This window comes from Polaromonas sp. Polasp52 (assembly GCF_059491565.1).
Map to the genome: position 1 here is coordinate 3,834,641 of NZ_CP168513.1, position 22,271 is coordinate 3,856,911.

At 65.2% G+C, this 22,271-nt stretch carries 20 protein-coding genes; 13 read left to right on the plus strand and 7 right to left on the minus strand.

Annotated elements, in window-relative coordinates:
• Positions 1-166 precede the first annotated feature (166 nt).
• Complete coding sequence (locus ACEN9P_RS18005) at positions 167-346, plus strand: hypothetical protein (RefSeq protein WP_007865760.1); 180 nt, start codon at positions 167-169, stop codon at positions 344-346.
• A 189-nt stretch (positions 347-535) separates the two neighbouring features.
• The gene (locus ACEN9P_RS18010; RefSeq protein ID WP_495620036.1) at positions 536-805 is read left to right on the plus strand and encodes a hypothetical protein; all 270 of its coding nucleotides are present in this window, start codon (positions 536-538) and stop codon (positions 803-805) included.
• Between the two features lie 89 nt (positions 806-894).
• Here the strand turns inward: ACEN9P_RS18010 and ACEN9P_RS18015 are convergent, their stop codons facing one another.
• The 3 genes from ACEN9P_RS18015 to ACEN9P_RS18025 form a co-directional block, all read right to left on the minus strand.
• Positions 895-1,794: a sulfurtransferase gene (locus ACEN9P_RS18015; RefSeq protein WP_495620037.1), complete on the minus strand. Its 900-nt coding sequence runs from the start codon at positions 1,792-1,794 to the stop codon at positions 895-897.
• A 10-nt stretch (positions 1,795-1,804) separates the two neighbouring features.
• On the minus strand, positions 1,805-2,767 hold the full coding sequence (locus ACEN9P_RS18020; RefSeq protein WP_495620038.1) for a DMT family transporter: 963 nt from the start codon (positions 2,765-2,767) through the stop codon (positions 1,805-1,807).
• A 99-nt stretch (positions 2,768-2,866) separates the two neighbouring features.
• On the minus strand, positions 2,867-3,985 hold the full coding sequence (locus ACEN9P_RS18025) for an aromatic ring-hydroxylating oxygenase subunit alpha (RefSeq protein WP_477660707.1): 1,119 nt from the start codon (positions 3,983-3,985) through the stop codon (positions 2,867-2,869).
• A gap of 282 nt (positions 3,986-4,267) precedes the next feature.
• On the opposite strand from ACEN9P_RS18025, the gene ACEN9P_RS18030 reads away from it, so the two are divergent.
• From ACEN9P_RS18030 to ACEN9P_RS18055, 6 genes are all read left to right on the plus strand, one after another.
• Positions 4,268-4,525, plus strand: a complete 258-nt coding sequence (locus tag ACEN9P_RS18030; RefSeq protein WP_495620039.1) for an exodeoxyribonuclease VII small subunit — start codon at positions 4,268-4,270, stop codon at positions 4,523-4,525.
• Between the two features lie 56 nt (positions 4,526-4,581).
• Positions 4,582-5,502: a polyprenyl synthetase family protein gene (locus ACEN9P_RS18035; protein WP_477660709.1), complete on the plus strand. Its 921-nt coding sequence runs from the start codon at positions 4,582-4,584 to the stop codon at positions 5,500-5,502.
• Positions 5,503-5,557: 55 nt separating this feature from the next.
• Complete coding sequence (gene dxs / locus ACEN9P_RS18040; RefSeq protein WP_495620040.1) at positions 5,558-7,468, plus strand: 1-deoxy-D-xylulose-5-phosphate synthase; 1,911 nt, start codon at positions 5,558-5,560, stop codon at positions 7,466-7,468.
• Between the two features lie 257 nt (positions 7,469-7,725).
• Entirely contained in the window at positions 7,726-8,805 is a 1,080-nt protein-coding gene (locus tag ACEN9P_RS18045) for a TRAP transporter substrate-binding protein (protein WP_495620041.1), read from the plus strand.
• 265 nt (positions 8,806-9,070) lie between these two features.
• Positions 9,071-10,150 carry a TRAP transporter substrate-binding protein gene (locus ACEN9P_RS18050; RefSeq protein WP_413327673.1) on the plus strand — a complete coding sequence of 360 codons (1,080 nt, stop codon included), beginning with the start codon at positions 9,071-9,073 and terminating at the stop codon, positions 10,148-10,150.
• 231 nt (positions 10,151-10,381) lie between these two features.
• Positions 10,382-11,461, plus strand: a complete 1,080-nt coding sequence (locus ACEN9P_RS18055; RefSeq protein ID WP_477700962.1) for a TRAP transporter substrate-binding protein — start codon at positions 10,382-10,384, stop codon at positions 11,459-11,461.
• 75 nt (positions 11,462-11,536) lie between these two features.
• Here the strand turns inward: ACEN9P_RS18055 and ACEN9P_RS18060 are convergent, their stop codons facing one another.
• The 4 genes from ACEN9P_RS18060 to selD form a co-directional block, all read right to left on the minus strand.
• Positions 11,537-12,034: a hypothetical protein gene (locus tag ACEN9P_RS18060; protein ID WP_477660714.1), complete on the minus strand. Its 498-nt coding sequence runs from the start codon at positions 12,032-12,034 to the stop codon at positions 11,537-11,539.
• Between the two features lie 106 nt (positions 12,035-12,140).
• Positions 12,141-13,682, minus strand: a complete 1,542-nt coding sequence (locus ACEN9P_RS18065) for a TRAP transporter large permease (RefSeq protein ID WP_477660715.1) — start codon at positions 13,680-13,682, stop codon at positions 12,141-12,143.
• 47 nt (positions 13,683-13,729) lie between these two features.
• Positions 13,730-14,269, minus strand: a complete 540-nt coding sequence (locus ACEN9P_RS18070; protein WP_477660716.1) for a TRAP transporter small permease subunit — start codon at positions 14,267-14,269, stop codon at positions 13,730-13,732.
• A gap of 167 nt (positions 14,270-14,436) precedes the next feature.
• Entirely contained in the window at positions 14,437-15,510 is a 1,074-nt protein-coding gene (selD, locus tag ACEN9P_RS18075) for a selenide, water dikinase SelD (RefSeq protein ID WP_495620042.1), read from the minus strand.
• 257 nt (positions 15,511-15,767) lie between these two features.
• Here selD and ACEN9P_RS18080 point away from each other — a divergent pair, with 257 nt between their 5' ends.
• From ACEN9P_RS18080 to ACEN9P_RS18100, 5 genes are all read left to right on the plus strand, one after another.
• On the plus strand, positions 15,768-16,388 hold the full coding sequence (locus ACEN9P_RS18080) for a hypothetical protein (protein ID WP_477660718.1): 621 nt from the start codon (positions 15,768-15,770) through the stop codon (positions 16,386-16,388).
• Between the two features lie 112 nt (positions 16,389-16,500).
• Complete coding sequence (locus tag ACEN9P_RS18085; RefSeq protein WP_477660719.1) at positions 16,501-17,118, plus strand: RhiA family protein; 618 nt, start codon at positions 16,501-16,503, stop codon at positions 17,116-17,118.
• Positions 17,119-17,205: 87 nt separating this feature from the next.
• Positions 17,206-20,220 carry a hypothetical protein gene (locus ACEN9P_RS18090; protein WP_495622195.1) on the plus strand — a complete coding sequence of 1,005 codons (3,015 nt, stop codon included), beginning with the start codon at positions 17,206-17,208 and terminating at the stop codon, positions 20,218-20,220.
• An 11-nt stretch (positions 20,221-20,231) separates the two neighbouring features.
• Positions 20,232-20,849: a tail fiber protein gene (locus tag ACEN9P_RS18095; RefSeq protein ID WP_495620043.1), complete on the plus strand. Its 618-nt coding sequence runs from the start codon at positions 20,232-20,234 to the stop codon at positions 20,847-20,849.
• A gap of 30 nt (positions 20,850-20,879) precedes the next feature.
• Complete coding sequence (locus ACEN9P_RS18100; RefSeq protein ID WP_495620044.1) at positions 20,880-22,259, plus strand: hypothetical protein; 1,380 nt, start codon at positions 20,880-20,882, stop codon at positions 22,257-22,259.
• Positions 22,260-22,271 lie beyond the last annotated feature (12 nt).

Below are 22,271 nucleotides of genomic sequence, written 5' to 3' on the forward strand. Positions count from 1 at the left end.
AGGCCGTTTCCTACGCCATGGGCAGGCATTGCCTACAGCGGCCGTGCCGCGCGGCTTTTAGAGTGAAACCAACAGACTCTGTGCACCCCTTTGTGCGCCCTTGTGGCAGGCGAGCCGGACTTCCGGCGTAGCCGGCCGGGGCCTGCAAGCCGAAGGAGACCTTCCGATGAAAAGCAGCGACACCCTTCATGCCCACAAACCCGAACCCAGCCCTTCCAAAGGCCAGGTGGGTGACAGGCCGGACAACGGCTCCAGGAGCAGCCGCGGCGCCGGTCCCAGCTCGGGGGCGCGGCGCGACAACCCGCACAGGCGCATCCGCCTGACAGGCCACGCCCGCGCCTGCTGAAGCGCGCCTTCCGGTGCATGCCCTCAGCGCGCACCCATCGAAAAATCCCTACAGCCCTGTGGGACACAGTCTCATGGGGCATGGCCGCGAGGCGCGGATAAATTGGTGGCTGGCTGGCGTTCAGCCAACTTCCGCCGATCGACAGATTGATCCTCCTATCCCTTCATCTCTTCATACAAGGAAACAGACATGCACGCATCCAAATTGAAACCCGCTGCCGCAACGGCTCTTGCCCTGGCTGCCCTGCTGGCGTTGGGCGCCTGCGGGAAAAAAGTTGAAGACACCGGCGCGACCTCCTCGACGCCGTCCAGCTCCAGCCCCTCGACTTCTTCCACGCCTTCGACGCCTTCCACCAGCAGCAGCGGCACCAGCCCCACGCCAACGCCGGAGGCCAGCGCTGCTGTCTCGAATTCGGGTTCGGCCGCCCCCGGCACACCGGCCAGCGGCGGCACCAAATAAAGAGAGCCGCCGCCTTCGTGCGGGCTTAAAGAAAAACGCCACCAGGCAGGGCCGGTGGCGTTTTTTGTTGGGGCGCTAACAGGTTGTTCCTAGCCCTGGGCCACCGGGCGCTGTGGGTCGCTGCACCAGTCGCTCCAGCTGCCGGCGTACAGGCCGGTCCTGCCCAGGCCGGCGATTTCCATCGCGACCAGGTTGGGCACGGCGCTGACGCCGCTGCCGCAGTGGTGCACCACGGTGGCCGGGTCGCGGCCGGCCAGCAGGGTTTCAAACTCGGCCTTGAGCTGCGCGGCCGGCTTGAATTTGCCGTCGGGCGCTATGTTCTGGCTGAAGGGCCGGTTCAGCGCGCCGGGGATATGGCCGGCCACCGGGTCCAGCGGCTCCACCTCGCCCTTGAAGCGCGGCGTGGCGCGCGCATCGATCAGGGTCTGGGCCGGCCGCCCCAGTTGTGCGGCCACGGTGTCGGCCGACACCAGCGTGGCCCTGGCCGGCGCGAGCAGGAAGCTGGCCTGGAAATGCGCGGGCTCCTCGCCGCTGTTCACCGTGCCGCCCGCCACCTGCCAGGCCTGCAGGCCGCCGTCGAGCATGGCGACGTTTTCATGGCCGGCCCACTTGAGCATCCACCACAGGCGCCCGCAGTAGTTGGCGCCGTTGCGGTCGTAAACAACGGCCTGCATGTTGTTGGCGAAACCGACGCTGGACAGCCAGGTCGCGAACTTCTCGCGATTCGGCAGCGGGTGGCGCCCGCCCGACGCGGGCGCGTCGGCACCGCTGGCGGTGATGATTCCGTGGGCGCCGGGCACACCGTGTTTGGCGCTCAGCGCGGTGTCCAGGTTGGCGTACACGGCGCCGGGGATGTGCGAGGCCAGGTACTGCTCCTGCCCCAGTCCCGGCTTCATGAGGTCGAAGCTGCAGTCGAAGATACGCAGCGGTTTGGCCGAGGCGACCAGGGCTTGCAGCTGTTCGGCGGAAATCAGGGTGGTGTAGCTCATCTTTCGCTCCTTAATGTTCCTCGGCGGGGGCATTCGGCGCGGCGCGGGCGCGCAGCACCGTGGCCGCAATAGCGCTCACGATGATGAGCACCATGCCGGCCCAGCCGATCAGGGGAATATTGTCGCCAAACAGGATCAGGCTGTAGAGGGCCGCGAACACAATGCCCGAATACTGCAGGTTGGCCACCATCAGCGTGCCGCCGTGGTTTTCCGACATCGAATAGGCCTTGGTCATGGCCAGCTGGCCCAGCGACGCCAGCATGCCTATGGGCGGAAGCCACAGCGCGTGGCGCCAGTTCCAGGGCGTCACGCCCATGACCGCCATGCCCAGCGCGCCGGCCACCGCCGTGCCCACGGCGAAGTAAAACACGGTGCGGGTTTCGGGCTCGCCCATGCGCGAGATCGCCATGACCTGCATATAGGCGAAGGCCGCGCCCAGGCCGGACATCAGGCCCACCAGGCCGGCAAAGGTCTGGTTCTGGTCTATGGCCGGGCGCAGCAGCATGACCACGCCGGCAAAGCTCGCGAGAATGGCCATCACCAGCGGCCCCTGGCTGGAAAACAAGGCCCCCAGGCTGGCCGCGCCACCCTCCGGGGGCGTGTTGGCCGGGGCGCTGGTGTTGGTTTTCGGCGGCGTCCAGGCCATCAGCGCGCCGCCGACCAGGAAGGCCGCGATCCACACGCTGCTCATGTAGTTGAGCGTCATGGCGGTGGCCAGCGGCAAATGCGCAATCGCGTAAAACCAGGCCGACAGCGACATCACGCCGATCACGCTGCGCCAGGCGTGCATGGCCGGGTAGCGGGTGGCCAGCGTGATGCCGCGCGCACGCGCATAGGCCGCCATGAAGAGAATGCCCAGGATGCCGCGGTAGAACACCAGCTCGGCGCTGTTGAAGTGCTCCGACGCGTACTTCACGCAGACCCCCATGGTCGCAAACATGAACGAGGAAAAAATCATCCAGACGGCTTGCATGGTGTGCGGCGGGTTTAAGGGGAGGGAGGGGTGGAATGAAAAATGGCTGCGGCCCCGAAAAAAAGCGGGACTGCAGCCATCATATGCAAGGGCGCGCGGTTAGATCATCTGTGTGGTTTTGCTGGCGCCCATCTCGCGGCGGTACCACTCGTGAAAGTGCTGCATGCCGTCTTCCATGGGGCTTTGGTAAGGGCCGAATTCGTTGTCGCCGCGCAGCAGCAGGGCCTTGCGGCCGGCGTCCATGCGCAGGGCGATTTCGTCGTCCTCCACACAGGTTTCCATGTAGGCGGCCTGCTGGGCCTCGATGAATTCGCGCTCGAAGGCGCAGATTTCCTCGGGGTAGAAGAACTCCACCACGTTGAGCGTCTTGTCCGGCCCCTGCGGATGCAGCGTGCTGACCACCAGCACGTGGGGGTACCACTCGACCATCACGTGCGGGTAGTAGGTGAGCCAGATCGCGCCGTATTTGGGCGGCACGCCCTTGCGGTACTGCAGCACCACGTCGTGCCATTTTTTGTAGGTGTCGGTGCCCGGCTTGCCGAGCTTGTCCGACACGCCCACCGTCTGCACCGAATAGTCGGCCTCGAGCTGCCAGCGCAGGTCGTCGGTGGTGACGAAGCCGCCCAGGCCGGGGTGGAAGGGGCCGACGTGGTAGTCCTCGAGGTAGACTTCGATGAAGGTCTTCCAGTTGTAGTTGCACTCGTGCAGGTGCACCTTGTCGAGCTGGTAGCCCGCAAAATCGAGGTCGGTATGGGTGGCCAGCTGCGCCATCTCGGCCGCGACGTCGCGGCCGTTGTCCTCGAACACCAGGCCGTTCCAGGTCGTGGTCTTGTAGCGGTTCAGGTTCAGGCAGGGATCGATCTCGAAGTGCGGCGCGCCTATGAGCTCGCCCGAGGTGTTGTAGGTCCAGCGGTGCAGCGGGCAGACGATGTTGCTGCCGGTATTGCCGCGGCCCTGCAGCATGGTCGACTGCCGGTGCCGGCAGACGTTGGAGATCAGCTCTATGCCCGAAGCATTGCGCACCAGCGCCCGGCCTTCGCCCTCATGCGGCAGGGCGTAGTAGTCGCCCAGGTTGGGCACCGCCAGTTCATGGCCCAGGTAGCGCGGCCCGTGCGTGAACAGCTTTTGCTGCTCCCGCTGGTACAGGCCCGCATCAAAGTAGCTGGAAATCGGGAGCTGGCTGGTGGCCTGAAGGAGGCGAAGGCTGAGATCAGACATGCAAATTTCGGGTGAACATGCCGCCGCGCGAGGCTTTGGAGGCAGTTGACAAACCAGGGAAGCAGGCTGAGCGTCAGCCCACGGGTGAAAACAAGGCCGGGTTTCCCGCAACGGGGTCACCGTTGTTATCGAGAACTGTTATCAATTGTACCCGCGCGGGGTGAATCCGGGGGCTTTGCGCGCCGCCGCCGGATAATACGAATATTGCATTTGCAAGCCCGGGGTACCGGGCGCCGCAATCCCTTCGCAACGGCCTAAAATCAGGCCTACCTCCAGAGAACCATGGCCAAAAGCGCTTCATCCCCCACCTCTCCCACACCTGCCGCCGCGGCGCTGCCCGCCAGCTATGAGGCGGCCCTGCAGGAACTCGAGGAACTGGTGGACAGCCTGGAGTCCGGCCAGTTGCCGTTGGACCAGCTGCTGACAGGCTACCAGCGCGGCGCGCAGCTGCTGAAGTTCTGCCGCGACAAGCTCGAAGCCGTGGAAACCCAGATCAAGGTGCTCGAAGGCACGGAACTCAAGCCCTGGGTGCAGGAGTAAAGCGGCGCGAAAGCCGCGACCCCGCAACCCTATCCAGACACAAACAGAGATACCGATTGAACGCCCCTGACAAACTGCCCCTGTTCACGCTGAGCGACTGGAGCGCAAGACAGCTTGCCACCGTCGAGAGCGCCTTGTCCCGTTGGGTGGCCTGCCCCACCGATGCGCCCGCGCCCGCCGGCCTGGGCGACGCCATGCGTTATGCCGTGCTCGACGGCGGCAAGCGCCTGCGTCCGCTGCTGGTCATGGCGGCCTGTGAGGCCGTGGGCGGCAACGGCCAGGCCGCCTTGCGCGCCGCCTGCGCAGTCGAGCTGATCCACGCCTATTCGCTGGTGCACGACGACATGCCCTGCATGGACAACGACGTGCTGCGCCGCGGCAAGCCCACGGTGCACGTCAAGTTCGGCCAGGCCCAGGCGCTGCTGGCCGGCGACGCGCTGCAAGCCCTGGCCTTTGAATTCCTGACGCCCGAAGATGGCTCGGTCGACGCCGCCACGCAGGCGCGGCTGTGCCGCATGCTGGCCCAGGCGGCCGGTTTCCAGGGCATGGCCGGCGGCCAGGCGATTGACCTGGCCAGCGTGGGCATGCCCTTGAATTCGCAGCAGCTGCACGAGATGCACCGCCTGAAAACCGGCGCGCTGCTGGAGGCCAGCGTCATGATGGGCGCGGCCTGCGGCACTGTGGCGCCCGCGGCCTGGCAGGCCTTGCGCGACTACGGCGCGGCCGTCGGCCTGGCCTTCCAGGTGGTCGACGATATCCTCGACGTCACCGCCGACTCCGCCACGCTGGGCAAGACCGCCGGCAAGGATGCCGCCCAGGACAAGCCCACCTTTGTTTCGCTGATGGGGCTGGAGGCCTCCAAGGCCTATGCGCAGCAGCTGCTGGCCAGGGCCCTGGCCGGCCTGGACGCCAGCGGGCTGGCCCGCACCGAGGCCTTGCGCGCGCTGGCCGACATGCTGGTCAACCGCCACCATTAAGCAGGACAGACAACCAGGGAAGAGGAACCGGCCTCGCCATAACAACGACACCACGATGTACCCATTGCTCGAAACCATCCACAGCCCCGCCGACCTGCGCAAGCTGCCGCGCAACGGCCTCAAACCCCTGGCCGACGAGCTGCGCGCCTTCGTGCTCGACAGCGTTTCCCAGACCGGCGGGCACCTGAGCTCCAACCTCGGCACCGTGGAGCTCACGGTGGCCCTGCACTACGTCTTCAACACCCCCGAGGACCGCCTGGTCTGGGACGTGGGCCACCAGACCTATCCGCACAAAATCCTCACGGGCCGGCGCGAGCGCATGGGCAGCCTGCGCCAGTTCGGCGGGCTGTCGGGCTTTCCGCGCCGCGACGAAAGCGAGTACGACACCTTCGGCACCGCGCATTCGTCGACCTCGATTTCCGCCGCGCTGGGCATGGCGCTGGCCGCCCAGCAAAAGGGCGAGCACCGCCATGCCGTGGCCATCATCGGCGACGGTGCCATGAGCGCCGGCATGGCTTTCGAGGCCCTGAACAACGCGGGCGTGCACGACCACTGCAAGCTGCTGGTGGTGCTCAACGACAACGACATGAGCATCAGCCCGCCCGTGGGCGCGCTCAACCGCTACCTGGCCCAGCTCATGAGCGGGCGCTTTTACGCGTCGGCCAAGCATGTGGGCAAGCAGGTGCTGCGCGTGGCGCCGCCGCTGCTCGAGCTGGCCAAGCGCCTGGAGTCGCATGCCAAGGGCATGGTCGTGCCGGCCACGCTGTTTGAAAACTTCGGCTTCAACTACATAGGCCCCATAGACGGCCACGACCTCGAGTCGCTGGTGCCCACGCTGGAAAACATCAAGCACCTGATGGACAACAACGGCGGCCCGCAGTTTTTGCACGTGGTCACCAAAAAAGGCCAGGGCTACAAGCTGGCCGAAGCTGACCCCATCGCCTACCACGGCCCCGGCAAGTTCGACCCGGCCATGGGCCTGCAAAAATCCAGCGCGCCGGCCAAGCAGACTTTCACCCAGGTCTTTGGCCAGTGGCTGTGCGACATGGCCGAGCACGACGCCCGACTGGTCGGCATCACGCCGGCCATGCGCGAAGGCTCCGGCATGGTCGAGTTCCACAAACGCTTTCCGGCCCGCTACCACGACGTCGGCATCGCCGAGCAGCATGCGGTGACCTTTGCCGCCGGCATGGCCTGCGAAGGGCTCAAGCCCGTGGTCGCGATCTATTCGACCTTTTTGCAGCGCGGCTACGACCAGCTGATCCACGACGTGGCCCTGCAGAACCTGCCCGTGGTGTTCGCGCTGGACCGCGCCGGCCTGGTCGGCGCCGACGGCGCCACGCATGCGGGCGCCTACGACATCCCCTACCTGCGCTGCATCCCCAACATGAGCGTGGCCTGCCCGGCCGACGAGCGCGAATGCCGCAAGCTGCTGTCCTCCGCCTTCGAGCAAAACCACCCGGTGGCCGTGCGCTACCCGCGCGGCGCCGGCGCCGGTGTGGAGCCGGAAACGGGGCTGGAGTCGCTGCCCTTCGGCAAGGGCGAAATCCGCCGCGAAGGCGCGGGCATCGCCATCCTGGCTTTCGGTACCTTGCTGTACCCGGCCTTGCAGGCCGCCGAAAAGCTGGGCGCCACCGTCGTCAACATGCGCTGGGCCAAGCCGCTGGACACCGAGTTGCTGCTCAAGGTTGCGGCCGGCCATGAAGCCCTGGTCACGGTGGAAGAGGGCGCCATCATGGGCGGCGCCGGCAGCGCCGTCAGCGAAGCCCTGCAAGCCGCAGGCATCAACAAGCCCGTGCTGCACCTGGGCCTCAAGGACGAATTCATCGAACACGGCGACCACGCCAAACTGCTGGCCATGCAAGGCCTCGATGCCGCAGGCATCGAAGCGTCCGTCAACACGCGCTTCGGCCCGATGCTGGGATCAGGCAAACCCGTCAAGCCAGCACTCAAGTCCGTCGCTTAAGCACGTTTTTTTCAACCAAGCAGGGGCCGCGGGACTGGCTTTGCCAGACCGCAGGCGCAGCGCCCCCTCGGGGGGCAGCGCATTACACGAAGTGAAAAGCGTGGGGGCCGACAGGTTCTTGTCAGCTCTTCAAGGGTAAACCCGCCCGGGTGACACCCCCCTGATTTTTAGAATTCCCCAGGACCTGCGCAGGCAGTCTGGCCGGCGCATGCGCGGGCCCCAGGGAATTCTATTTTTCACACTTCGGAGTCAAGTTGATGGATCGTCGTTCACTCATCAAGCACGCGAGCGTTGCCGGCGTGCTGGCCGCGGGCGTCGCGCCCGCCGTTCATGCGCAGGCCGCCGTTCGCTGGCGCCTGGCTTCCAGCTTCCCCAAGTCGCTGGACACGATTTACGGCGGCGCGGAAACCTTCGCCAAACACGTCAAGGCGATCTCGGGCGGCAAGTTCGAAATCTCGGTCCATGCGGCCGGCGAGCTGATGCCCGCCTTCGGCGTGGTCGACGGCGTGCAGCAGGGCTCCATCGAAGCGGCCCACACGGCACCCTACTACTTCTTCGGCAAGGATGAGACCTTCGCCATAGGCGGGGCGATTCCCTTTGGCCTGAACAGCCGCCAGATGAGCGCCTGGACCTTCGAGGGCAACGGCCTGAAGCTGATGCGCGAGTTCTACGCCAAGTACAACATCATCAGCTTCCCCTGCGGCAACACCGGCGCGCAGATGGGCGGCTGGTTCCGCAAGGAAATCAAGTCGCTGGCCGACATGAAAGGCCTCAAATTCCGCGTCGGCGGTTTTGCCGGCAAGGTCATAGAGCGCCTGGGCGGCGTGCCGCAAAACATTCCCGGCGGCGAGATCTACCAGGCCCTGGAAAAAGGCACCATAGACGCGGCCGAATGGATAGGCCCCTATGACGACCAGAAACTGGGCTTCAACAAGGTGGCGCCCAACTACTACTACCCCGGCTGGTGGGAAGGCGGCCTGCAGCTGGACCTTTACATCAACCAGAAGGCCTACGACGCGCTCACGCCCGAGTACAAGGCCATCGTCGAAGTCGCCAGCGCGGCGGCCCACGTCGACATGCAGGCCAAGTACGACGCCAAGAACCCCACGGCCCTCAAACAGCTGGTGGGTGCCGGCGCCAAGCTGCGTCCCTTCCCCGCGGACGTCATGGGCGCGGCTTTCAAAGAGTCCATGAAGCTCTACGAAGAGCTGTCGGCCAGGAACGAAAGCTGGCGCAAGGTCTACGCCGATTATTCGAAATTCCGCGGCGACCAGAACCTGTGGTTCCGTTTCACCGAAGCCACTTTCGACCGCTTCATGCAAAGCCAGAAACTGTAAGCAGGCCTGGCCGGGCTGTTTGCCCGGACGCCAAGCCCCGAGCACGCCTGCCGCGCAGGCCCGTGCCGGAAAAAGCCGCCCATGGGGCGGCTTTTTTTTGTGGAAATCTGTGGCGATCTACGGGTAAGAACGGGGTAACTTTCTGAAAAAGAGTGACAAAGTGTCCATGCTCCGCCGGCGCGTCCGGGACGCTGCAACTATTGCAGTACCCGACCGTGCTACGGACCCCCTACGGACAACTTCAATAACTTCAGGAGAGAGTTTTATGGATCGTCGCTCACTCATCAAAAATGCCGGCATCGCCGGTGTGCTGGCTGCCGGCGTGGCACCAGCGGTTCATGCCCAGGCCGCCGTGCGATGGCGGCTGGCATCGAGCTTCCCGAAATCGCTGGACACCATCTTTGGCGCGGCCGAGGTGTTCGCCAAGGCCGTCAAGAACATGTCCGGCGGCAAGTTCGAAATCTCGGTCCATGCGGCCGGCGAGCTGATGCCCGCTTTTGGCGTGGTCGACGGCGTGCAGCAGGGCTCCATCGAGGCGGCCCACACCGCGCCGTATTATTTCTTCGGCAAGGACGAATGCTTCGCGCTGGGCTGCGCCATCCCCTTCGGCCTGAACAGCCGGCAGATGAGCGCCTGGATGTACGAAGGCAACGGCCTGAAGCTGATGCGCGAGTTCTATGCCAAGTACAACATCGTCAACTTCCCCGGCGGCAACACCGGCGCCCAGATGGGCGGCTGGTACCGCAAGGAAATCAAGTCCGTCAAGGACATCAAGGGCCTGAAGATGCGCATAGGCGGCTTTGCCGGCAAGGTGCTCGAGCGCATAGGCGGCGTGCCGCAGAACATCCCCGGCGGCGAAATCTACCAGGCGCTGGAAAAAGGCACCATCGATGCCGCCGAATGGGTGGGCCCGTATGACGACCAGAAGCTGGGCTTCAACAAGGTCGCGCCCTTTTATTACTACCCCGGCTGGTGGGAGGGCGGCCCCGAGCTGGACTTCTTCATCAACAACAAGGCCTTCGAGGCGCTCACGCCCGAGTACAAGGCCATCGTGGAGGCCGCCGCGGCCCAGGCCCACGGCGAGATGCAGGCCAAGTACGATGCCAAGAACCCGGCGGCCCTCAAGCAGCTGGTGGGCGCGGGCACCAAATTGCGGCCTTTCCCCACCGACGTGATGAACGCCGCCTTCAAGGAAGCCATGGCCCTGTATGAGGAGCTCAGCGCCAAGAACGAGAGCTGGAAAAAAATCTACGCCGACTATTCCAAGTTCCGCGCCGAGCAGAACCTGTGGTTCCGCTTCACCGAGGCCACCTTCGACCGCTTCATGCAAGCCCAGAAGCTCTGATTCCCGCGGGGCCTGCGCGCCCCGTCAGGAATTTGCAAGCCGCCTCCCAGAGGCGGCTTTTTTATTCTTGAAACAGGTGGGTAAGAACGGTGTGTTCTCGAAGTAAAAGCTGACAAAATCCCAGCTGGCCTTCGCTTGGGGACGCTGCCTTTACCGGCCGTACCGGCTCGAGAGGTCCGGCGGGCGCCATTCAGGCCCCGCACGTTTGACAAACTTTCAGGAGATAGTATTTTGGATCGTCGCTCCCTTATCAAAAACGCCGGCATTGCCGGCGTTCTCGCTGCCGGCATCGCCCCCGCGGTTCACGCGCAGGCCACCATACGCTGGCGCCTGGCTTCCAGCTTCCCCAAGCCGCTGGACACGATTTACGGCGCCGCCGAAGTGTTCGCCAAGAAGGTCGGCGAGATGACCGGCGGCAAGTTCCAGATCAGCGTGCACGCGGCCGGTGAACTGATGCCCGCTTTCGGCGTGGTCGACGGCGTGGGCCAGGGTTCCGTGGAAATGTGCCACACCGTGCCTTACTACTACTTCGGCAAGAACGAGGCCTTCGCCATCGGCGCGGCCATTCCCTTCGGCATGAACTCTCGCCAGATGTCGGCCTGGATGTACGAAGGCAACGGCCGCAAGCTCATGAACGAGTTCTACGCCAAGTACAACCTCGTGAGCTTCCCCGGCGGCAACACCGGCACCCAGATGGGCGGCTGGTTCCGCAAGGAAATCAAGACTGTGGCCGACCTGAAGGGCCTGAAGTTCCGCATCGGCGGCTTTGCTGGCAAGGTGGTGGAACGCCTCGGCGTGGTGCCGCAAAACCTGCCCGGCGGCGAAATCTACCAGGCGCTCGAAAAGGGCACGCTGGACGCCGCCGAGTGGGTAGGCCCTTACGATGACCAGAAGCTGGGCTTCAACAAGGTCGCGCCGTTTTATTACTACCCCGGCTGGTGGGAAGGCGGTCCTGAGGTGGACTTCTTCATCAACAACAAGGCCCTCGAAGCCCTGCCCGCGGAGTACAAGGCAATTGTCGAAAGCGCCGCCTCGCACGCGCACATCGACATGCAGGCCAAGTACGACGCCCGCAACCCGACCGCGCTCAAGCAGCTGGTGGGCGCCAAGACCAAGATCCTGCCCTTCCCCAAGCCCGTGCTCGACGCTTCCTTCAAGGCCGCGATGGACCTCTACGGCGAACTGGCCGAGAAGAACCCCGACTGGAAGAAGATCTACAGCGACTACCGCGCTTTCCAGAAGGACCAGATCCTCTGGTTCCGTTTTGCCGAGTCGCGCTTTGACACGTACATGCAAGGCGTGACCCTGTAAGCGCTGCCCATGCATAAAAAAACCGCGACATGTCGCGGTTTTTTTTCGCCTGCCTTCTTCCAGGCAGGGGGCCAGCTACCTTTGGCTGCGAAAGGTCTTCAGTTCGCTGACAAGGCGCTCAAACTCGGCCACCATCTCAGGCGAGGCTGCATAAAACACCGCGAACTTGCCCATCAGCGTGCGCACATAGAGGCGCGGCGCGATCAGCCATTCGAGCCCGCGCACGCGGATCAGCTTGCCGTAGGCCAGCTCGCGCAGCTCCATGTGCTTGTCCCAGACCCAGCTCTGGTGCAGGCCCTGCTCATCAAGGCGCGTGACGCTGCGCAGGATGTGCCACCAGGTGTAGCCCACCAGCAGCAGGCCCGCGATAAACCAGCCGCCGGCAGCCGATGCGCCCGAGGCCCTGCCGGCCAGCCAGGCCTGCGCAAAGGCCGCGGCCAGGGCCAGCACGATAACGGTCGCCAGGATCTTGAAGGTCACGGAAAACGCCTTCCCGGAGATGCTTCCGCCTGTAGGCGTGAACTTGAAGGGCGGTGGGCCGAAGTAGGTATTGGATGCGGGCGTGGGGTCCATGGCGGGCTCGTGGGGTGATGCGAAGGATAGGGCCGTCATGGCGAAGGCGCAATAAAAACGCCCCTCACGAAAGGGGCGTTGCACAGGCCTGGAAGACGGCGGGCGTTTACTTGGTCTTGAACAGCTCGTCGACCTTTTTCTGTTCGTCTTCGGAGCTGGGCTCGGCCGGCGGCGCCAGCGGATCGCTGCCTGCCGCGCCGCTGGCCGCGCCCGCGGGCGGGGTGGCGCTGTCGTCGACCGGCACTTCGATCTTGACCTTGTCCAGGTCTATCACCTCGGGCTTGTCGAGGAAGACAGTCACCGTCTGCGGCACGAAGATCACGATCGCCACCAGCAGCAGCTGCATCGCCACCCAGGGAATCGCGCCCAGGTAGATGTCGTTGGACTTGATGGGTTTGGGGATGCGCCCTTCCTTGAACAGCGTGTCGGCGATGCCGCGCAGGTAGAACAGCGCGAAGCCGAAAGGCGGGTGCATGAAGCTGGTCTGCATGTTCACGCACAGCAGCACACCGAACCAGATCAGGTCAATGCCCAGCTTGTCGGCGACCGGGCCCAGCATGGGCAGGATGATGAAGGCGATCTCGAAGAAGTCGAGGAAGAAGGCCAGGAAGAAGATGAACAGGTTGACGGCGATCAGGAAGCCGATCTGGCCGCCGGGCAGGCCGCTGAGCATGTGCTCGACCCACTTGGCGCCGTCCACGCCCTGGAACACCATCGAGAAGACGCGCGCGCCTATCAGGATGAACACCACCATGGCCGTCAGGCGCATGGTGCCTATCATGGCTTCCCAGATCAGCGCCGGGGTCAGGCGTTTGTGCATGGCGGCCAGCACCAGCGCGCCCACCACACCCATGGCGCCGGCTTCGGTCGGCGTGGCGATGGCCTTGTCGATACCGGGCAGGCCGCCCATGGAGCCCAGCACCGCGAAGATCAGGATGGCCGAGGGGATGATGCCGCGCAGGCATTTGGCCCACAGCGCCCAGCCGTTGAGCGTGCGCGCGGTTTTGGGAACGCCGGGCACATGGTCGGGCTTGAACACGCCGAGCGCGAAGGTGTAGCCCGCGAAGATCAGCACCTGCAGGATGGAGGGGCCCCAGGCGCCCTTGTACATGTCGCCCACCGAGCGGCCCAGCTGGTCGGCCATGACGATCAGCACCAGCGAAGGCGGCACCAGCTGCGTGATGGTGCCCGAGGCCGCCAGCACGCCGGTGGCGTAGCGCATGTTGTAGCCGTAGCGGATCATCACGGGCAGCGAGATCAGCGCCATGGCGATCACCTGGCCGGCCACCGTGCCGGTGATGGCGCCCAGGATGAAGCCGACGATGATGACCGAGTAGCCCAGGCCGCCCTTGGCGGGGCCGAACAGCTGGCCCATGGAGTCCAGCATGTCCTCGGCCAGGCCGCATTTCTCAAGGATGGCGCCCATGAAGGTGAAGAAGGGAATCGCCAGCAGCAGCTCGTTCGACAGGATGCCGAACATATTGAGCGGCAGGTTGGACATGAAGCTGGCCGGGAACCAGCCCATCTCGATGGCCAGAAAGCCCGAACCGAGCCCGAGGGCGGCCAGCGAGAAGGCGACGGGGAAGCCGATCAGCATGATCAGCACGAGGCCCGCGAACATGATCGGGGCGAAGTTTTCCATTTGCATGGCGTAGTCCTGAAAGTATTTTTATGGGAGCGGGTGATGCAAACGGATCACTGGACCGGCTTCTCGTAGTGCGTGTCCATCTCGAACTTGCCCTGGAGGTAGCAGATGCGCTTGATGATTTCCGACAGGCCCTGCACGAACATCAGGCCAAAGCCCAGCGGCAGCAGCAGCATCGCGGGCCAGCGGATCAGGCCGCCCGCGTTGCCCGAGACTTCCCCGGAGCGGTACATGCTCATGAACAGCGGCCAGCTCAGGTAGGCCATCAGGCCCATCACCGGCAGCAGGAAGAAGACCAGGCCGAAGATGTCCACATAGACCGGCCCGTTGCCTTTCAGCTTGCCGTAGATGATGTCGACCCGCACGTGCTCGTTGAGCTTGAGCACCACGGGCGCGCCCAGCATCACGGTGCCGGCGAACAGATACCACTGGATTTCCAGCCAGCCGTTGGAGCTGATGTCCAGGCCGTAGCGTACAAAGGCATTGCCGGCCGAAATCAGCGCGGCCAGCAGCACCGTCCAGGCGGCGATCTTGCCCAGCCGCGTGGTCAGCCAGTCATAGGCCAGTGCGAGTTTGAGGAGTGCGGACACGGGGGATGTCTCCGATCAGTTTTTTTGAATGAGAAAGTACCCACCGGGTACGCCGAGGCATGAATGGTACGACGGATGCCCGCCGCCGCACTGAATAAAGACTGACAAAAAATTTCCGGGTTTACCCTAGGGGTATTGCGCCTGTGGCAGGCCCCCTGCCTCTTTTTTCAGCGAACGGCCATGCCTTTACCCGCAAGGACTTCCCCGACCACGGCAGCGTCGCTAAACCCCTGCTCCCGGAAAATCCCCAGCACCTCGTCCGCGCTGTCCGCGCTGCAGGACACCAGCAGGCCGCCCGAAGTCTGCGGGTCGCTCAGCAAGGCCTTGTCGACTTCGGTGAAGCCGGCCCGCAAACTCACTTCGGCCCCATAGCTGGCCCAGTTGCGGCCTGAGGCGCCCGTCACGCAGCCTTGCGCCGCGAGTTCGCGCGCGCCGGGGATCAGGGGCACTCGCTGCCAGTCGATGCGAAGCTGCAGGCCGGCGCCGCGTGCCAGCTCCAGGCCGTGGCCGGCCAGGCCGAAGCCGGTGATGTCGGTCAGCGCGTGCACGCCGTCCATGCGCGCCAGAGCCATGCCGGGTTTGTTGAGCTGTGTGGTGAGCGCCACCATGCGGGCATAACCCTGGGCATCGAGTTTTTCTTTTTTCAGCGCCGCCGAGAGTATGCCCACGCCCAGCGGCTTGCCCAGCACCAGCACGTCGCCGGCGCGCGCGCCGGAATTTTTCTTGACGCGCGAGGGATGCACCAGGCCCATCACCACCAGGCCGTAGATAGGCTCCACCGAATCGATGGTGTGGCCGCCCGCGATCGGGATGCCGGCCTCGCGGCAGGCGTCCTGGCCGCCACGCAGGATGGCACCTATGGTTTCCAGCGGCAGCACGTTGACGGGCATGCCCACCAGCCCCAGCGCCATGATGGGCGTGCCGCCCATCGCGTAGACGTCGCTGATCGCATTGGTTGCGGCGATACGCCCGAAGTCGTAGGGGTCGTCCACGATGGGCATGAAGAAGTCGGTGGTGGCGATCAGCGCCTGTTCGTCGTTGAGCTGGTACACGGCCGCGTCGTCGGCGGTCTCTATGCCCACCAGCAGTTGCGGCGGAATGTTCAGGCCCGGCAGGTTGCCTGAATTTTTCAGGATCTCGCTGAGCACGCCGGGCGCGATCTTGCAGCCGCAGCCGCCGCCGTGCGAGAGGCTGGTGAGCCGGGGCGCGGCGGATGGCTTGGGCGTGTCAGGCTGGGTCATGGTGCGGCTTTCAAATCGAGGGTGGCGTGGCGCGTGCATCGCGTGCGCATGCACGGCGCCAGTGCATCAAGTTTATGGCAAGCCCCGGCGCCGTCGTTTCATCCACGGCCCATCACGGGCCTGCGCGCAAGGGAAATTTTCACACGCGCTTTTGTAATTGCCTGTAATCGCTTTGGCCATGGGCCTTCCCTAGAGTAGCAGCACTGAAACGCAAAGGCCCGCGGGCCCCGAGCAGGCAAGCCACCAAGGGAAGCACCATGGATATCAAACTGCGATTCGTCAACAAGTCCAACGACGGCAACAAGTCCGAGGTGGTGATCTACCAGAAGAACGTGCTGAGCACCATGGCCTCGCTGTCCGTGGCCTGGAAGGTGATCCGATATTGCGGGCGCGACTGCACCCACCCTTTCATCTACCCCGACGGCTACGAGGTGTCGATCACCGACGAGAACGCCAACTTCACGCCGCGCCTGAAAGCCAAAAACGGCCAGATGCTGAGCCTGGTCCAGACCCCCGCCGGCAACCGGCGCCTGTTGTACACCGGGCCGGCCGGCGCGTCGACCGAGCTGGACGTGCTCAACGACATGAGCCAGGGCGCGGTCGATGTCTGCATCTTCAAGGACGGCCGCCTGATGGGCGTGAAGACCTCGGTCTCTCCCGGGCAGAAGGCGGTTTTCCAGTACCAGCCGGCGCTGTGGATAGGCGTGACCTCCGAGGTCATCCAGGGCCAGCCCATCAACTCCGCCGTGATGTCGGACATCAACACCGAGCTTTCGCTGATCGGCATCGCCAGCGCCGACATCGTGATGACGGGCGGCGGCCCGGGCGAGGGCGCGACAGCCTACGAATTCAATCTCGAAAACATCGTTCAGGCCTGAGGGAAAAAGCCGGGACTGGACACGCTGGGTTCGCCGCCGGGGCAGCAGGGCAACGATGGCAAACGGGCAACGCAGGGTGCGCTGCCATCTTTTTAATCAACAGGAGTAAACCATGGATATTGCGCTGAATTTCATCAACAACTCGAATGACGCGAACAACTCGGAGATCGTGATTTTCCAGAAGAACGTCGCGACCAACTTCGACGAGCTCGCGGTGGCCTGGCAGGTCATCCGCTACTGCGGCCAGGGTGACAACCATCCCTTCACCTTCCCCATGACCATGCAGGTCGGCGCCAGCGACAGCTACGGCAACTACACGCCGCAGCTCGATGCGCAGAACGGCCAGCTGTTCCAGATGGCGCTGACGACCTCGGGCGACCGCCTGGTGCCCGCGGGCAGCGGCACCAGCTCCAAGGAAGTGCAGGTGCTCAACAGCCTGCCCATGGGCGCCATCAATGCCAGCATCTACAAGGCCGGCAAGCTGCTGGCGATCAAGACCTCGATCGCGCCGCAGCAAAAAGCGGTGTTCGAGTTCAAGCCCACCATCTGGATCGGCGTGGCCTCGCAAATCGTTCAAGGCCAGGTCATGGACTCGGCGATCATCTCCAACATCAACACCGAGCTGTCCCTGCTGGGCATCGCCAGCGCCGACATCGTCATGACCGGTGGCGGCCCGGGCGCCAGTTCGACGCCTTTCGCCTTCAACCTCGAAAACATCGTGATGTGCTAAACCCGCCTCGCCGGCGCCCGGCCCCAGCGCCGCGCGCCGGCGTTGCGGGCCGCATGCCCATCCCCCAGGAGCGCCCGAGTGAACGAAATGGTCAAAAGAAGCTGGTCGGCCATGGACGGCTGCCTGGTTTTCGATTTCACCATCAACCGTGAACCCGGCGACGATATCCCGTCCCTTGCCAATGTGTCCTGCAAGTCCGGCCCGGCCGACAGCCAGCTGGTCACCATCACGCGGCAGTGGCCGGCCAGGCCTTTTGAATTCAAGTTCCGTTCCGGCTGCTACGTCACGGGTTACCTGCAGCAGAGAACGCCGGTGCACATCGACGGTGTGACCAACACCGCCATCTTTGCCGACATCCACTACGGCATGAGGGGGCAAAACGACGACCATCATTTCGAGGGCATCATGGTGGCCTGTCCCGCACGCGGGCCGCTGCCGCCACCGGGACCGCCCTGGCCTCCGGGCCCGCCTTGGCCGCCGGCTCCGCCCATAGTGCCGGATCCCCCCATAGACCCGGTGGAGCCCCTGCCCATCGTCACCACCCATCCCGACGAGCTGTTCCCTTATGTTTATGTGCGGCGCTGGCCCAAGCTCAGCGCCGACGACCTGCTCTACGGTTTCGTCCGCTATGCCAGCGCCAGCCCGCCGTGGTGCGGTTTTTTCGGCGACCTGGTCAGCGCGCGCAACCAGCCCCAGGACGCGCGCGAGGCCGCGCAGAAGCTTGCCGTGGATTTCATCGACGGCAGTGCCTACCCGGGCGACTTCATCCGCGACATGGACAGCCTTGCGGGGCCCGTCAGCCGCTTCCCCGAACTTTTTAGGCGCCTGCCCCCACTGGAGGGCGCACCGGCGCTCTGGCTGGCCGGGGCCTGCGAGCAGGTCACGCGGCTGCTGTCGCGCTATGCGCTGGACTGGGCTTATTTTGATTCCGCCGCCTATGCCAAAACGCTGGACGGCGTCTGGCAGAGCTACTTTGCCCTGGTGATCACCCTGGGCTACGACACCGCGCTGCTGGACGAGTTCACCCGCGCGCTGCTGATGGCCCACCTGATCGAGGTGGCGCTGCAGCCCTTCGAAAGCCTGACCCAGGCCGGCGCTGCCGCCGGGGCTGCGGCCGCCCCAGCTGAGGGCAGTCCCGCGGCAGCGCCCATGGCCGCGGACCCGCCTTTTCTGGCCACGACGCAGATCCATGCGCTGCTGCATGCTACGCCGGTGCTGAGCGAGCAGGTGTTTCCGCTGCCCGCGGCGCAGGGCGCCGCCACGGCCTCGCCGCCGCCGGGGCTGCCGGGCTGGATAGAGCCCTATGCCATAGGCGAGTTGCAGATGGTGCGCCAGCGCCTGCTGCGCTACCAATGCGGCGAGATCGCGCGCATCGAAAACGTGATGCGCGGCGAGCGCCGCGAGGTCACCAACAAGCGGACGCATCGCCAGCTCGACGAGCTGCGCCAGAGCAGCGGCGAAAAGCAACTGCTGCAAAACGACGCCGCGGACGAACGCAGCAACCTGCAGGAAGAGGCGCGCAAAACCGTGGCCGGGGTGGTGGAAACCAATCAGTACAACAATTTCACCAGCAGCTACGGCCCGCCCACGCAGGCCACGCTCGACGGGTCGTGGAGCAAGACGGTGCAGCCGGGCGCCACGCCGGGGCTGGACGACACCACACGTTTTGCGCGCGACATCCTCAACAAGACCGTCAACCGCATCAGCCGCAGCGTGAGCCTGACGCGCGCCAGCAGCACCATGAGCCAGACCGAGGACTCGGTGGTCAGCCTGGTCGACAACACGGCCGGCACGCACAGCCTGCGCGGCGTCTACCGCTGGCTCAACAAGGTGTACGAGGCCTGCGTCGTCAACTACGGCCAGCGCCTCATGATGGAGTTCATGGTGTGCAAGCCCGCCGCCGCTTTCATCGCGGGCGAGCAGGCCCTGGCCGGGCAGGACTTCGTCAAGCCCTTGCCGCCGCTGCGGCTGCGCATCGCCACCTTCAAGGACATCCAGCCGGGCAACTACGCCGGCCTGGGCGCTTACTACGGCGTGCTGGACCTGGCGCCGCCGCCGCAGGCGCAGCGTTTTGCCTCGGCCACCCTGCGCGACGGCGAGGAAAAGCAGATCGCGGTTCCCGCCGGATACTGCGCCACCAGGGCCTTTGTCGCTTACCTCAGCGCGCCCACCGGCCTGCCGGCGCCCGTGGTGCTGGTGGGGCGGCAGGCCATCACTCCGCCCGGCCCCCCGGACGGAACGGCGCTGTCCGGCGAGGACGACAGCGTGCCGGTGTCGGTGCTCGATTACCCGCCCGGCATTTCCCCGCCCAGCGACGCGCAGGTGCAGGTCAACGTCGAGATCCAGTGCGCGCCCTCGGAGCGCTGCATGGACGAGTGGCGCATCCGTGTTTACGCCGCTGTCATGCGCGCCTACCAGGAGCGGGTGAGCGCCTACCAGGTCCGCGTCGAGGGCGGCCCGCAAGGCCGCGCGGCCACGCGCTCGCCGCTGGCGAACCGGCAGATCGAGCAGCGCGAACTGAGGAATGCCTGCCTGCGCCTGCTGCTCGAACGCATGTTCACGCTGACCGGCATGAACGAGCGGGGTTTCGGGCAGTCGCCGCCCTCGGAGTTCGCGGTCTACGAGCCGCGCTACCTGCAGTTCTTCGACGAGGTGCTGGAGTGGAATGAAATGGTCTACAGCTTTTATGCCAGCCCCGGCCCAGCCGGCGGCTCCGGTGGTGGCGTGGAACTGGGCAGCCTGGCCGCCGACGATGACGCGCTGTTCGCGAGCTTTGTACAGGCCGACCAGGCGCGTGTGCTGCTGCCGGTGCAGCCCGCGCATGTGATGGCGTTTTTGTATTTCTATTCGTCCGGCATGTTGTGGGCCTCGGCTGACCGGCTGGCGCCGGCCAACCCGGTCGATGTCCCGCTGGTCAACGACCTCAAGCAGCCCGGGCCGGCGCGCCATCCGGTGCGGCCCATAGGCCCGTGCTGGGAAGTGCTGGTGCCCACGGCCATGCAGGTGCTGGACGAGACCTGTGCCGGCCTGGTACCCGGTGCGGCCATGGAGAGTCCGGGCAATCCGGAGAGGTCGGAGAGTCCGGGGAGTGCAGGCCCATGATGGCGCCCGGCATGAGCCTTCCCTTTTTCGTGCGCCCGGGCTTCGGCGAGCTGCCGGTCGGCTCCGTCACGGCCTTCGCCGGTTCCCTGGGCGCGCCCGACAGCGCCGGTACGGCCAGTCCCGTGGCAGCGCAGGACTACGTCACCGATCCGCTGGAAGCCTGGGGCTGGATGTTCTGCGACGGCCGCTCCTTGCCCACCTATGACTATCCCGAGCTGTTCGCGGTGCTGGGTTATGTCTACGGCGGCAGCGGCAACCAGTTCCTGATTCCCGACTACCGCGGGTATTTCCTGCGCGGCGTCGGCACGGGCACCCAGAACGATCCCGATATCGGCACGCGCCAGGTGCCGCCCGGCGGCCAGGGGCAAAGCAGCGGCGTGGGTTCGACCCAGTCCTTCGCGCTGCAAACCCATGCGCATGACTACAACAGCGCGCCCGCGCCGGCCACTTCCTCGTCCAGCGGCACGGCGGCCGGCGCGTCCTCCAGCACCTCCACGCCGACCACCGGGCCGGTGACCGAGCAGGGCCAGGCCGCGGTGCAGGTGAGCCTGTACGAAACGCGCCCGATCAACGTGTACGTCAACCACATCATCAAGTTCACCTACGGTCTGGCGCCGCTCATCCGATGACCCCCGAGCATTTTTAACAGGAGAAACAGCATGGCTTACAACAATGTCCGATTCATAGGCTACGTGCTCGACACGGCGCCCGGCTTGAATCCCGATGGCTCGAACAGCTACCTCGGGCTGGACAATCCGGAGCTTGACCTCGAGGCGCGCTGCTCGCTGATGTTCCGCGCCATGGACACCGCATACGACGTGCTGCAGCAGTCCATGTCGCCTCCCTCGTCGCCGCCCGTGCCCAGCGACACCCTCAATGTCTTCATGGCGCCCGAGTTCTTTTTCCGGGGCCCGAACGGCGCCTACGGGATGGAGGACGTGCAGCAGATCATCACCAGGCTGCAGGGCTACGCCGCCCTCGCGGACTGGGCCGACTGGATGTTCGCTTTCGGCACCATCCTGGGCGTGTCCTCGCCCACGCTCAAGACGCCGCCCTACGACATCGACCCGCTGGCCAACAAGGAGGTCTACAACTTCGCGCTGGTGCAGCTGGGCGGCGTGGCGGCGCAGGGCGACGCGGGCGCGGTCGTGGTGATGAAGGAACTCATGTCGGGCGTGGACTTCCTCGCCACCGCGGCCGGCCCCAACAGCCTGCTGCTCGGTGAGGTCGACCACCTGGCGCCCTCGACCACGGGCGGCCCGGGACGCGAGCAGCAGGTGCTCAACTACGACGGCGCGGGCGTGTTCTCGCTGGCCGGCATCACCTGGGGGCTGGAGGTCTGCCTGGACCATCGCGATACCGTGCGCCGCCTGCAGAAGTCGCCGCAGCTGCCGGGCGAAAACCTGATCCAGTTGCAGCTCGTGCCTTCCTGCGGCATGGGCGTGCAGGTCCCCAGCGTGGTCACGCAGTTCGGCGGTTATGTGTTCAACTGCGACGGCTTCGGCGCCGTGCGCCATTCCACGCTGGCCGAGCAGGTGCCGCCGCTGACGGATGTGCCGATGTCGTCCAGCACGCCGGTCCCCGATACCGAGATTCCGCTGAACAACGGGACCACGGTGGACGTCAGCGACCTCTATCCCCACGGTCCCGGCGTGCTGAACTTCTACCCGGTGCGCGCCGTGCCGGCGCAGCAGACCGTTCCGGGAAAAACCGTGCGGCTGTTCTGGCAGGCCAGCGCCGACTACCAGTTCGTCTTCCTGCTGGTCTACGACGATAACGGCAACTATGTGACCATGGTTTGCGAGCCGCGCAGCAAGAAAACCAACTTCTACGGCAACAACTACTATTTGCCGCTGTCGCTGCAGACGCAGGATTCGCTCAAGCAGGGCGTGAGCATCCAGATGCGCCTGGCGGCCGGCAGCAGCCCCTATGCCGGCGCCGTCTGGTGCAAGATCAACGTGCCGGGCTTTGTCTTCGAGGGCAATGCCTTCGAGTTCAGCGCCAACATCTCGGGTCCGGCCCCCATGACGGTCTGGTAAGCGGCAAGGGAG